Source organism: Mycolicibacterium sp. XJ2546 (assembly GCF_053483195.1).
Genome location: NZ_JBEFRW010000002.1, coordinates 1 through 13165, shown reverse-complemented (window position 1 = coordinate 13165; position 13165 = coordinate 1). Strand labels below are relative to the sequence as shown.

10 protein-coding genes are annotated in these 13165 nt (G+C 61.6%); 9 read left to right on the top strand and 1 reads right to left on the bottom strand.

The genetic code is table 11. The features are described from left to right. Positions 1-61: 61 nt before the first annotated feature. On the bottom strand, positions 62-1627 hold the full coding sequence (locus ABQE44_RS03585) for a PE-PPE domain-containing protein (protein WP_448428336.1): 1566 nt from the start codon (positions 1625-1627) through the stop codon (positions 62-64). 260 nt (positions 1628-1887) lie between these two features. Between ABQE44_RS03585 and ABQE44_RS03580 the strand changes: the two genes are divergently transcribed. From ABQE44_RS03580 to ABQE44_RS03540, 9 genes are all read left to right on the top strand, one after another. Next, a complete protein-coding gene (locus tag ABQE44_RS03580; RefSeq protein WP_448428334.1) occupies positions 1888-2238 on the top strand; it encodes a type II toxin-antitoxin system RelE/ParE family toxin in 351 nt (116 codons plus the stop codon). A gap of 3 nt (positions 2239-2241) precedes the next feature. Beyond that, on the top strand, positions 2242-2592 hold the full coding sequence (locus ABQE44_RS03575; protein ID WP_448392060.1) for a type II toxin-antitoxin system RelB family anti-toxin: 351 nt from the start codon (positions 2242-2244) through the stop codon (positions 2590-2592). Positions 2593-2917: 325 nt separating this feature from the next. After that, on the top strand, positions 2918-3214 hold the full coding sequence (locus tag ABQE44_RS03570) for a hypothetical protein (RefSeq protein ID WP_448428332.1): 297 nt from the start codon (positions 2918-2920) through the stop codon (positions 3212-3214). A 75-nt stretch (positions 3215-3289) separates the two neighbouring features. Continuing rightward, positions 3290-6043: an AAA family ATPase gene (locus ABQE44_RS03565; protein ID WP_448428330.1), complete on the top strand. Its 2754-nt coding sequence runs from the start codon at positions 3290-3292 to the stop codon at positions 6041-6043. A 190-nt stretch (positions 6044-6233) separates the two neighbouring features. Next, positions 6234-6644 carry a hypothetical protein gene (locus ABQE44_RS03560; RefSeq protein ID WP_448428328.1) on the top strand — a complete coding sequence of 137 codons (411 nt, stop codon included), beginning with the start codon at positions 6234-6236 and terminating at the stop codon, positions 6642-6644. Between the two features lie 118 nt (positions 6645-6762). Further along, positions 6763-8622, top strand: coding sequence for a DUF4012 domain-containing protein (locus tag ABQE44_RS03555; RefSeq protein WP_448428326.1), 1860 nt, complete (start codon positions 6763-6765; stop codon positions 8620-8622). A 45-nt stretch (positions 8623-8667) separates the two neighbouring features. Further along, positions 8668-10107 (top strand): tyrosine-protein kinase domain-containing protein, encoded by a 1440-nt coding sequence (locus tag ABQE44_RS03550; protein ID WP_448428324.1) that lies wholly within the window; start codon positions 8668-8670, stop codon positions 10105-10107. A 241-nt stretch (positions 10108-10348) separates the two neighbouring features. Then, positions 10349-11341 (top strand): sulfotransferase domain-containing protein, encoded by a 993-nt coding sequence (locus tag ABQE44_RS03545; protein ID WP_448428322.1) that lies wholly within the window; start codon positions 10349-10351, stop codon positions 11339-11341. Between the two features lie 575 nt (positions 11342-11916). Then, positions 11917-13059, top strand: a complete 1143-nt coding sequence (locus ABQE44_RS03540; protein WP_448428320.1) for a hypothetical protein — start codon at positions 11917-11919, stop codon at positions 13057-13059. Positions 13060-13165 lie beyond the last annotated feature (106 nt).

Below are 13165 nucleotides of genomic sequence, written 5' to 3'. Positions count from 1 at the left end.
CGCTCGTCGAGGGCTATGCAGGGCTATGCGTTACGGGCCAAGCTCTGAGCGAATCTTTCGCTCAGGCCGCGGCCTGGCCGGCATCGCCAGCGTCGTCGTCGTCACCCGCGTCGTCGTCACCCGCGTCGTCGTCACCCGCCGTCGTATCGGCGCCGACGTCTTCGGTGCCGTCCTCGACCTCGGCGTCGACGTCCTCGCCTTCGGTGTCGGTGCCTTCAGTGTCGGTGCCCTCGCTGCCGGTGCCCTCGGTGCCGTCCTCGCCCTCGGTTTCGTCGTCGATGGTCCCGACGTCCTCGGTGCCGTCCTCGTCCTGGGTGACCGGCTCCTCGTCGACCACATCGTCGTCGACGATGTCGTCGTCGTCCTCCTTGTTGACGATGGACTCCACCTTCTGCTTCCAGGTGGGCTCGGACTCCGCAGACTTCTCCGCCGGGGCGGACAACGCCGCGGCGTCCGTCTCGGCGGGCGGGGCGATCAGCGTCGTCGTTCCACCGCCGAACGCGTTCTGGATACCTTCACCGACCGCCTCGACGAGGTCCTGGCCCACCGCGAGCCAGTTCTGGAACGGGTTGAACGGCAGCGGCGACAGCCACCGTGTCTGACCCGGATCCCCGCTCCAGTTGTAGCCGAGATCGACCAGCACCTTGAGCACCGGCGTGACAAGGTCAGCGATCGGGCGCACGAACGGCCGCAACGGGCCAGGCACGATCTGCATCACCAGGTCCACGAGCGGCAGGCTCTTGGCCGGGATCATGAAGTACCGGTTGCCGTCGGCGTCGACGCGGCAGTGCGGGCCGGGGCAGGGCCCCTCCAGGATCTCGGCCAGCTCGTCCTCGGTGTAGCCGTAGGCGATCGAATCCGTGGGCGCGTTGCCGTCGGGCGTGAGGTAATAGCCGTGCACCAGCTCGAACGCCGCCAGCGCGTTGAGCATCGCGAACGGGTTGAGCCAGTACAGCGGCGCATACATCACCGGGTCGTATTCGAAGCCGACGCTGGTGGTCTCGATCCCGATGTCGGTCGGCATCGACGGACCGAACGTCACATCGATGAACGGGATCGTCGGCAAGAACCCGAGCCGGGTGAAAAGCCCGCCGTCGGGGTTGTAGGCGTTGCCGATCATGAACACCGACAGCCGGTCCTTGAGCTCCGGGCTGAGGCTGGCCAGATTGCGCATCTCGTTGGAGACCACCGCGCCGCCCTGGGAGTAGCCGGCGAGGATGACGTCGTCATCGGTGTTGACCAGCCGGTCGATCAGCGCGCTGTTGAGGTTGGTGACGCCGGTGCCGACGGAGTCGTTCCACGTCGCGCACCGGCCGGGCACGCACCATCCGGAAAAGAAGAACAGCGGAAAGAACGACGCCGGGTAGTTGATCCCGGAGAGCGTGCAGTCGGTGGCCGCGACGCACTCCGCGGGCAACGCCGGGTCGGTGCCGCCGATGTAGCGGTCGTAGAAGTGCGGCATGTAGTCCTCGACGACGTTGGCGTCCGGCGTGCCGGTGCCCGGAACGATCAACACGGAGGTGGCGGCCAGGCTCAGCGCCGCCATCACCGCAGTGATGGCACCAAAGACGGCCGTGCTCAGGGCGCCCAGGAATACGAGGAAAATAGCTCGACCAGCCTTACGCATTCGTCGAATATCACATAGCGCACCAGCCCGCGGCGGGAGAACACGCAAACGTTGCCCCGGCAAAGTTCTCATGGCCGCCGATACTGCGTATAGATCGCGACTGAGCGCCGTTTCACGATCTCACCGCAGCCTCGATGATCACAGAGCGCACTGGCCCCATGCCCTTCGTGTAGCTGACCTGTCGTACACGCGCGCCATGCTGTTGCTAAGTCCAACGGTGGGCGAAGTATTGATATAACGTAGAGGTTATATTAGTGTCAATGTTTTGGGACGTGATCTTGCTCGAGGAGGTCGAACGTTGGTATTTCACACTCGATGCCGATGCGATTGACGCTGTGACAGGGGCCATCGATTTGCTCGAGCTGGAGGGACCCACCTTGGGCCGCCCGACGGTAGACAAGGTCCATGGATCGAAGTTTCACAGCATGAAGGAGCTGCAGCCCGCCGGTACGAGTATCCGGATCCTGTTCGTCTTCGATCCCCACCGGCAGGCCATCCTGCTGCTCGGCGGCGACAAAGCAGGCAACTGGAAAAGCTGGTACGACAAGAACATTCCGCTCGCCGAACAGCGGCACGAGAACTGGCTGGCGACTGAAAATGGAGGTGAATGACCGGTGGCGCGCAATTGGCGCGAAATTCGAGCGGACGCGGTGGCGCAGGGCCGCGTCGACGCTGCGCGTGCCGAGGCGGCGCGCAAAAAGATGCGTGACGCCGTGCAAGCTCACCGCCTTGCTGAGATTCGAAAGGCGCACGGTCACGCCCGCCAGGCCGATGTCGCCGCCCTGATGGGCGTCTCGCAGGCACGCGTATCCAAGCTCGAAAGCGGAGACCTGTCGCATACAGAAGTCAGCACCTTACAGTCCTACGTCGCCGCCCTCGGCGGCCATCTGCGAATCGTCGCAGAATTCGGTGGAAGTGCTGTGGAACTGACACCACAAACGACAGACGAATCGCCCTCCGCCTAACCAAGGCTGTGGGCCGTGCTGGGCCATGACGCTGCTCGCTGCCGCGCTCACCGCGGCGACGGCCGCCGTGCAGGCGCCCCTCCTACGTCGCCGATGTCGGCGCCGACGGCGACGACATCGGCATACCTTCGGTATGGACTGTCGTCCACACCCTCACCCGCAACTCCACGTCAATTTCGGTGTGCAGCTTTGGAATCGGACGCTCATACCATAAAGCGCTGCTGGCCGACGTCGTTCTGTCGCAACCGTAAATAATTTCGATCGGCCGCAATTCATAGGGAAACACCCGATTCCATTTCGGCGGGGAATCGCTACGGTCCACGGTATGGAGGCGGCAGATGAAACCGCGTGCTTCTTGGCCGAGTGGTACCTGCCTGAGCTGACCGAGGAATCCGTCGACGAAATGGTGGCCCGGCTCGACGCCGCCGCCGCGAACGTCACGAGCGAGGGCACGCCCGCCCGCCTCTTGGTGACGCTCTCCGTTCCCGCCGACGAAGTGCTCTACGGCGTGTTCTGCAGCGACTCTCCAGAGATCGTCTCGCGGGTCTGCAACGCCGCCGACGCGCCACACCAGCGGCTGTCCAGCCGGGTGGGCACCCGGATCCGGAAGCAACATTCCTGACGTTGCCAGGGCGGACCCCTAGGGCATACCCCACTAGCCGTTATAGGCTCGGTTTGCTGTCGGCGAGGGGTGGTAATGGCTTCCGGCGTGATCAAACGGCCGGCCGAATATCGGGTGGTATCGGAATTCCTCCGATCCGCCGCGACGCGCCCGTCGGGTCTCGTCCTGGAAGGCGAGACGGGCGTCGGCAAGACCACGCTATGGTTCGCCGGGGTCGACGATGCGCGCGAGCGTGGCTTTCGGGTGCTCTGGGCCCGGGTCGGCCCGCAGGAAACCTCGCTCACCTACGCGGCCGTCGCTGACCTATTCATCGAGGTCGATCCCGCGGTCCTCGACTCGCTCCCGGAGGTGCAACGCCACGCCGTCGACCACGTGCTGCTGCGCGCCAGCGGCACCGGCCCGGCGACGGATCAGGGCGTCATCGCCGCGGCGCTGGTTTCGGCCGTCGAGCAAACGTCACGTGACGGACCCGTCCTGGTGGCGATCGACGACGTGCAGTGGCTCGATCCATCCAGTCGCGCCGTCCTCGCGGCCGCCGCGCGACGGTGGTCGGGACCGATCGGCCTGCTGCTCACTGAGCGCACCGAGTACGACGGCGCCGAAGCGGCCGGTTGGTTGCAGGTGGCCAGTGCCGACGGCATGGGTCGGCACCGTGTTGGAGCGTTGAGCCTGGGCGCGTTGCATGCGTTGCTCACCGCGCGTCTTGGCCACGCGCTCCCCCGCCCGACGTTGGTGCGGATCGCCGAGGTCTCGGGCGGAAATCCGTTCTACGCATTGGAACTGGCGCGTGCGGTCGAGTCGGGCAGATCGTCGTCAGAGCTCCCACCCACGCTTGCGGAGTTGATGCGACAACGGATCGGACACCTGGACGACGAGGCCAAGACGCTGCTACTGGCCGCCGCATCCTCGGCGAACCCGACGGTCGACTCCCTTGCCGAGATCACCTGCACCGACCGGCACCACACCCTGCAGCTGCTCAAAGAGGCCGAAGCCAAGGGACTCCTCCAGATCGACGGCGACGCTGTTCGATTCGCCCATCCGCTGTTAGCGCAGACGGTGTACACCGACGCCACCCGACGCGAACGCCGGGCCATGCACCGGCGTCTCGCGGAGGTGGTGACGCTGCCCGAAGCGAGGGCCCGACACATGGCGCTGGCGGCGTCGCGTGCGGACGCCGCGACGCTGGCGGCGCTCGACGAGGCCGCTGACACCGCTCGCGCGCGGGGCGCTCCCGCTGCCGCCGCCGAGTTGATCGAACTGGCGATCGGGCTTGGCGGGGATACCCCGATTCGCCGAATACGCGCCGCCGAGCACTACCTGCACGCCGGGGAGCTGGACCGGGCCCAGAGCCTGTTGGATGCGCTGATGGCATGCAACCCGCGCGGAACCCACCGCGCGATGGCGTTGAACTCGTTGGCCGCCATGCACATTCACCACACTCACTTCGATGACGCGGTCGCCCTCCTCGAGAAGGCGCTGCGCACCGCCGACTGCAGCCACGACGTCCGGGTTCGTACGCTGCTGCTGCTAGCCCACGCCCGGCTCAACGCCGGCGATTTCGTAACAGCGCTGCAGAACGCCGAGCGCGCCGTCAGCCATGTCGAAGAGGTCGATGACCCCGACCTGACCAGCCAGGCCCTGGCCCTGCGGACCACCATTGCCTGCATGTGCGGACGCGGTGTGGACGTGCCGAGCCTCCGGCGCGCACTGACCCTGGAACGGCCCGACAGCGAGGCGCCGATCGCGTTCCGCGCCAGCGCCAACAACGCGATGCTGCTGGCGTGGACCGGCCAATTGGACGCGGCCGGTGAACATTTGGCCGCGGTGTACCGACGCTGTGCCGAGCGCGGTGCAGAGACGGATCTGACCTTCGTCGGCGTGGTGATCGCGCTGACCGAGGTATGGCGGGGCCGGTACGGCGAAGCGGCGCAGGTGGCCGCGGAGACGGCGCAGCGTGCCCAACAACTCGGCGGCGATCAGTTGTGCGTTGTCGCGAAGGCCGTGCAATCCCTCGTCAGCGCACACCTGGGCGAGGTCTCGGAGACCCGCGAGACGGCCCGTGACGCAATCGGTTTGGCGCATCAATGCCGATCACCCAATCTGGCGTACTGGGCGTCGGTCAGCTTGGGTTTCCTCGAGGTCTCGCTCGGCAATTACCAAGATGCGGCGAGGATTCTGCAGCCATTGGTGGACCGCTTCCCTTCGGTCTCGGGCACCGAGATCATCAACGTGGCACACGTTTCCGACGCGGTCAGAGCACTGGTGGCGCTGGGCCGATTCGCTGAAGCAGAGCCGATGATCGATGCGCTGGAAGTCAACGGGCAGTTGCTGGATCGACCATGGATGTTGGCCACCGGCGCGAGGTGTCGGAGCTTGTTGTTGGCGGCACATGGCGACGTGGAAGCGGCCGCCTCTCAGGCGGAAGAGGCGCTGGCACACCATGACCGGCTGCCGATGCCGTTCGAGCGCGCCCGCACACTGCTGCTCTTGGGCCAGCTGCAACGTCGTCGACGTAAGAAAGACGTTGCGCGCGCGACGGCGACGGAGGCGTTGCAGGTGTTCGAGGCCTTGGGTGCGCCGCTGTGGGCAGAGCGGGCGCGCGCCGAATTGGACCGCGCCGGCCGTCCCGCCCGCGGCGATTGGGGTTTGACGGCCTCCGAGCGCCGGGTCGCCGAATTGGCGGCAACCGGTATGACAACGCGGGAAGTCGCCACGGCATTGTTCATCAGCCCGAAGACGGTGGAAGCCAACCTCGCTCGCATCTACCGCAAGCTAGACATCAATACTCGCGCCGAACTCGGCCGCAGATTTAGCCAGGAGCGGCGGTAGCCAGAACGATGCTTTCCAAGGCAAATTTGCAGGTCCGTCAAGTTTTTCGGGCGGCGACGAATGTACCGGGTCCGTCGGCGAGCGCGATGACGCCGAGAAAAGGTCTGTGTTCTGCAGTTTCCTATTGACACATCGTGTTAGGGTCTGGCACGCTAGCAAACAGTCTCAATACAAGAGCTTTGGGGGAATCATGAGCGGGGTCATCACTAAGTTCCAGACGGGCGTTGCCGCCGTTGCAGTCGCAGCCGCAGCCACCGTCGTCCCGGCCACCATGGCGGAGGCCGCCCCTGAGGTGCCCGTGCCGGCCGCGCCGGTTGTTCAGACGCTCGACTTCGCTCCGCTGCAACCGCAGCCGATCGAACTCGACGATCCGCGGAGTTGGTTCCAGAACTCCCTGTGGTGGTTCGGTTCATCGAACCCGAATCCGCCGTCCAATGAGCGCACCTGGTTCAGCTTCAATCCCTTCACGCTGATTCCGAGCTTCCTGCGGCCGTTCTTCGGCTGGGCATCGAATCTGAACTTCCAGGCCTGCTTCGCCGGTGTCAGCGCGAAGATCGGCCCCTACGGTTCCTTCAGCGTCACCGTCGGCCGGCGCTGCTAAGTCTCGAATCGTTCGTTATCTCGTAATCGGCCGTCGGTACGTGTCGGTCTGAGGTAACTTCGTCGTTGCCTGAAATCGGGGCGTACCGCCTCAGCCGAGTACGGGGGTTAACTTCTGCGTGCAAATTCCGCGAAATCCGTTTCGACGAGAGTCCAACGGTGACAACGACGATTCTGCGCAAGTTAATGAAGATGATCTCGAACAGGACCGGCCGGAGTTCCTGAGGCGGCGGAGCACGCTGATCGCTGGCGTGGTGGTCTTGGTCGTCGTAGCTTTCGGGGCATGGCTGGCGTATGGGGCTTTCCAAGCGCGGTCGAACCTCGAAGCCGCCCGCAGCGCCGCTCAAGAAGCGCGCGAAGCGCTGTTGAAGGGCAACGCTGACGAGACCGCGCAATGGGTCGACAAAGCCACCGCGCACGCCAAAGACGCACAGGACGCAACCCATTCCCTGCCATGGAATATCGCGGCGGCCGTCCCGTGGCTAGGCAGCCCCTTTAAGACCGGACAACAGATCTCTGACGTCGTGGTCGGTTTGGCTGCCGATGTGCTGCAGCCCTCTGCTGACGTGGCCGAAGCGCTTTCGCCGGACCAGTTGCTGCAGGACGGCAGAGTCAACGTCCAGTTGCTCCGTGACTCCGCTCCGCGATTGAGCGAGATCTCGGCGTCCGCCTCGGAACTGGGTGAGCAGGCCGACGCGATTTCACAGCCGGCTTACTTCTCGGCCATGCGTGATGCTCGTGCCCAGCTTCAGTCTCAGACGTCGGACGTCACTGGCCTGCTGGAAAATACCGACCTTGCCGCGCAGCTTGCGCCGGCGATGATGGGCGCTGACGGACCGCGGACGTACTTCATGGCCTTTCAAACCAACGCCGAAGCCCGCGGCACCGGTGGCCTACTCGGTGGGTTCGGAATTCTCCGCTTCGACAACGGCAAGCCGACCGTGGACAAGTTGGCGCCGAACACCGAACTGCGAGCAGCGTCTACGTCCATCAATTTGGGCCCCCAGTTCGATCAACAGTGGGGTTGGGCGAACGCGTACACCGACTTTCGCAACAGCAATCTGAGCTCACATTTCCCGTACGCAGCCCAGATCTGGAGGTCGATGTGGGCCGAGGAATCGGGGATGAACGTCGACGGCGTGATCGCAATCGATCCCGTCGCTTTGAGCTACATTCTGAGGGCGGTTGGGCCCGTGACGATGCCTGATGGGGAGAGAATTACGGCCGACAATGTTGTCGAACTGACGGAATCCACTGTTTACGAACGCTTTCCAGATGACCAGACCGCCCGCAAGCAGTATCTCCAAGATGTCGCAAGCGAGGTCGTGAACAAGATTACGGGGCCGGTGGAGTCGCCGCGAAAGCTGCTCGACGCCTTGGGCAAGGCCGCCGGCGAGCGTCGCATCGCGGTGTGGAGTTCATTCCCCGAAGAACAGGCCCTTCTAGAAGAGACGCCGCTGGCACATGTGGTACCCGATGATGCTGCCCCGTATGCCGAGGTCGTGATCAACAACCTCGGCGGAAACAAGATGGACTACTACCTGACGCGGCAGATCGAGTACGCCGCCGATGGGTGCGATGGCGAAACACGGAAATCGACCATCACAGTCCGATTGGCGAATACCGCGCCGGACGGTCCGCTACCGGATTATGTCGCAAGTAGCGGCGGCATTGTTGAAGCGGCTCAAGCTCCGCTTAATGCCCCGCGCGGCGCCATGTTGACTTCCGTGACACTCGTCGCAACGAAGGGCGCCGAGCTGGCGGGCGCCATCGCCAACGGTCAGAACGTGCCAGTTTCACGAGGCATGGAACGCGGCCACCCAACGTTTGAAATGCAGGTGGGCATTCCTCGTGGGGAATCCGGCGAGATAAAGTTCCTGCTCAGTGAGCCGACGTCTCCGGGGCAACCTGCTGTTCCGATTCAACCGCTGATAGACGACGTCACTCCCGTGGTGTCGGTGCCCGAATGCTCGGATTGAGCCGGAGATGCAAACTTTTCGAGGAAAAACGTTGAGGGGCCAGCATTGAGCATCCAGAACTTCGTGAAGCTGCTGCGGACGCGCTGGTTGATCATCTGCATCACTATCGCCGTGGCTGTATTGGGTGCCGTGGCAGTCAATTTGCTCACGACCCCACTTTACGAGGCTTCGACGCGGCTGTTCGTCTCCACAACGTCCAGCGCATCAGTGGCCGAGATGTACCAAGGCAACCGGTTCTCCCAAGAACGCGTGATCTCGTATACCGAGCTACTCACTGGCGAAACCCTGGCACAGCGCACTATCGACAAACTCGATCTCGACATGAGCGCGGACGAGCTACAGGACAACGTGGAGGCCAGTGCGAAACTCGATACGGTACTAATAAATGTTGCGGTGCTTGACGAATCGCCCGTGCGCGCACGTGACATTGCCGACGCGCTCTCCGATGAATTCGTGGTCATGGTGCGCGAGCTGGAAACTCCGCCGAACGGTACAAGGCCGGATGCCCGTGTCGTCGTCGAACAACGCGCATCAATCCCCGAAGCCCCGGTAACTCCGAAGACGACTCGCAACCTGCTCATGGGCTTAATGCTCGGCGTGCTGTTAGGAGTAGGGTTTGCCGTCGTCCGCGACGTACTCGACAACACCGTCAAGGAACGAAAAGCACTTGAGGAAACCACGGGTGTTGGCCTAGTCGGGAGCATTCCGCTCGATAAGGACCGCAAGAAAGAACCGGCAATATCATTCGAGAACGACAACTCCACAATCGCTGAAGCCTTTCGAAAACTTCGGACCAATCTGCAGTTTCTTGCTGTTGATAACCCACCTCGCGTGATGGTCATCACAAGCTCAATGCCGATGGAGGGCAAGTCCACCACGGCCATAAATATCGCTCTTGCATTGGCCGAAGCCGAGAAGAATGTAGTGATAGTCGACGGCGACTTGCGACGCCCGAGGCTGGACAAGTACCTCGACCTAGTCGGGACTGTCGGGTTTAGCACAGTGCTCGCCGGAAGTGCGTCACTAAATGACGTGGTGCAGAAGACTCGATTCTCGGGCCTTTCCGCCCTTACCTCAGGCGCTATCCCGCCTAACCCGAGTGAACTGCTCGGGTCGTTGGCAGCTAAGAAAGTATTGGATGAACTACGTACCCAATTCGATTACGTTGTGGTTGACTCATCGCCGCTACTGGCCGTAACTGACGCCGCAATCCTGGCTGCGAACGCCGACGGTGTCCTCATCATGGCGCGATTCGGACAGACCAAACGTGATCACTTGGCGCACGCCGTCGGAATGCTTAAGGACGTCGGCGCCTCACTGCTCGGTGTCGTGTTCACGATGACACCTCCGCGCGGAAACGTGTCCTACAGCTACAACTACAGTTACTACGGCGAAGCGGGAACTCGGCCTACTTCTGAGGCGGCCTCGGCGCGAGGAATGTTGGAACGGTTTTACCGCAAGTCGTCAGCGCATCGTCGCTCCTGAACACCGGTTCCGACACCGCGCGTACAGGGGCGGACCTCAACCGTCGATCACGCAGCCCAAAGTTGTTGATGAGAGCGTAAGAATACCTATGGTAGCCAGCGGATTTAGCGGACCAACCTTCGGCCGGTGCAGCATAGAAAAAGCGGTGAGTCCCCAACGTCGACTCCCGCGGGGATTAAACTAGATATGAGAAGTCTTACAACTTCGAAGGCTGGCACAGCGCGACGACCGGTCGCCAGGTATGAGATTTGATCTGGCGTTCGTCGTGGCGGCACTGCGACCGTGGCGCCGCCCAACAACAGGATCGGGCGGGTTAGGTGAGCGAATCAGCCTGGCGGCGGGGGACAGATTGAACATTGACCGACGGTATAAGAACTCGAAGAACCCCTTTCTGCGCAAGGGTGAAGCACTTGCGGTCCGATCCCTGCGGAACGGCATACGTTGGGCACGGCCATCGACTTTTCCCTCGTGTCCCACTGTGTTTGTCAACTCGGTTCCCAAGAGCGGAACTCATCTTTTGACCCAAATCGTAGAAGGGCTCGAGAGCAATGATGATTGGGGCACCTTCTTAAACTCGTGCCCCTCTCTGACAATGCGTGAAGTTTCTGCTGAAAGCGTGAAAAGGGAAATGCAAAAACTAGTGCCTGGCGAAACAGCGCGCGGACATGTTTTCTGGCATCACTCGCTCGCAGAATTCCTTACAAAGGATCGAATAGTTTCGTACCTCATCTACCGGGATCCTCGGGATGTCGCCCTTTCCGAAGCGCGTTATTTGACCTCAATGAATCGCTACCATCGAATGCATAGGGTTTATAAAGGCTTGCAGCCTGACGAGGCACTCATGCTGTCCATCAAAGGTTGGCCCGGAAGCGCATATCGGGACGTGTACTACCCCGATATCGGCACTAGATACAGTAGGTACACGGGTTGGTTGACACACGAAACCACGCTGGCGGTCCGATTTGAAGACCTCCGCAGCACAGACGCAGCGAGTTGGATAAGGCGGATCGTGGGCCACTATGTGAACGCTAGTGGACACGGCGAAGCCGCAGCTGATCAGATGGTATTGAGAGCGACACGGTCGGTCAACCCATATCGATCTCACACATATCGGCAAGGCAAGTCTGGAGCGTGGCGAGAAGCCTACAAGCCCGAACACCTGGAGGCGTTTCACAACGTCGCGGGTTCGCTGCTTGTCGAATTGGGTTACGAATCGGATGACAGTTGGCTGTGACGACTGGGCGGGTCCTTTTTGGTTCTGACCCGACCGGGGAACCCGAACCGTCATTTGTGGTGACCACGAACTCTCACAGGAAGTCACCACACTCGTCGGGGGTATGGGCGGTGGCATTTCCTTGCACCGTAATCACCTTCGGTTTTCCACCCCTAGAATCGCCAGACGCGCGTGACATACTGCGCGCATTCAACTCGCGGCAGCCAGCGTAGGGACGGAAAACGGTGAATCACTTTTGGCTTTTCGCGCTCGTCGATCTTATCCCAGTGGTTATCGTCATAACCACAACACCGCTGCGAGGTGTGTCCAGACTCGTCGCTCCTGACACGCTCGTGATGGTGATCCTGTATGCAATATTCGCGGTGCGCCCGCTCTACACAGACCGGTTCGCGTCCGCACGCACCCGTGGGTGGTACTTCGGAATCGTTCCAACGCCTGACGGCCAAATGACAGCATCCATCGTGGGGATGGTCCTCCTATGGGGTATCGCGATCGGAGCTATTTGGCACACAGGGAGGCGTAGGAAGCGGGATCAGTGGGATAAACCAGTCGGTACGCTCGACACTGGTGCCCGATTGAGCGACACGACGTCATCGCGTCTCCGGCCCGGGATCGCGGTATTGATCACTCTCGCAGCGCTCGCAGTTTACTTCGCCGTTTTGATCAAGGTTATGGGCATCTCAGGCGTCCTCGCGATGTCAGGCGGCCGAAGCGCTGAAGCACATCCCGAATCTGTCCCGGAAATTCTAATGCAGCTTCCACTTGCGGGATCGATCGCCAGCGCCACGCTTATTCTGATGGCGCGCACAGACCGCATCAGAATCGCCAGCTGGTTCACTATTGGTTTCTGCACCGCATCAACTGTCGTCACGGTTTCACAACTTGGAAGCCGCAGATTGATGATTCCCGCTGTACTAATTGTAGTCACCGCACTGCTCATGCGTAGGCCGGTCCGACTGCAATTGTGGCACTTGGTCGCCGGATCGCTGGTATTTCTGGCATTGATGACCATGCCCATGGTTCGCGGCGCCGGCGGCCGGCACGGAGATGAAGGTATATTTGCTGCATTGGCGCGAGCCGTTCGCGAGACGGGACCCGTTGACGCGGTCGAATATTTTGTCACATCGTATGACACAATCATGTACGACTACATTGCGGTGTTGGCATCGGAGTTGGAGAATGGTCGCCTTGGACTCGGATGGGGACGTGGAACCATACTCGAATTCTTGGCACACCCATTTCCCGCCAGCATGACGCCATTTCTGGAACGTTCAAGCGCACTAAAGGCTCATATCTTCCACTACGCTTGCTTCGGCCCAGAGTGCCCTGTCCGCAATCCTGTGATATCCGTGGGTGGGACATTGTTCTTCGACTGGTGGCACATAGGCGTGCTAATCGGGGGCGTCATAGTAGGGTTCGCTATTCGAGCGATTGCCGACAGATGGAGCCGAGCAGCCAACCTCAGCACATCACAGAATGTAATCACAGCGGTGTGCGCTAGCTACGCCATGATAGGCGCACGTACAGATACCATTTTCGCGATCTGGTGGTGTATCTACACAATAATTATTGCTCTGCTCATTCTTGCCGCGATGGGTGAAGGGGAAATTCTTACCAAGCTCCGCGGATCTCGAGCCGACAGCACTGGAACTTTGGCACACAGCAAATCCACGCAACAAATTGAGCGAGGCGCTGAACAACCGGAAATAGTCCCTTAATCGATAAGGCATATTTATGCATGCGGCCCACGCTGGCATGCAACCCTACCGACAGGCCACTTTTCCTCGTCACACGCCCTGACTTGGCTCACGTTTCCGGGTTGAC

Excerpts from the sequence above, each read along its gene's own strand:
- ABQE44_RS03560 (WP_448428328.1), top strand. The coding sequence starts at position 6,234 with ATGAGCGGGGTCATCACTAAGTTCCAGACGGGCGTTGCCGCCGTTGCA.
- ABQE44_RS03580 (WP_448428334.1), top strand. The coding sequence starts at position 1,888 with ATGTTTTGGGACGTGATCTTGCTCGAGGAGGTCGAACGTTGGTATTTC.
- ABQE44_RS03545 (WP_448428322.1), top strand. The coding sequence starts at position 10,349 with ATGAGATTTGATCTGGCGTTCGTCGTGGCGGCACTGCGACCGTGGCGC.
- ABQE44_RS03570 (WP_448428332.1), top strand. The coding sequence starts at position 2,918 with ATGGAGGCGGCAGATGAAACCGCGTGCTTCTTGGCCGAGTGGTACCTG.
- ABQE44_RS03585 (WP_448428336.1), bottom strand. The coding sequence starts at position 1,627 with ATGCGTAAGGCTGGTCGAGCTATTTTCCTCGTATTCCTGGGCGCCCTG.
- ABQE44_RS03565 (WP_448428330.1), top strand. The coding sequence starts at position 3,290 with ATGGCTTCCGGCGTGATCAAACGGCCGGCCGAATATCGGGTGGTATCG.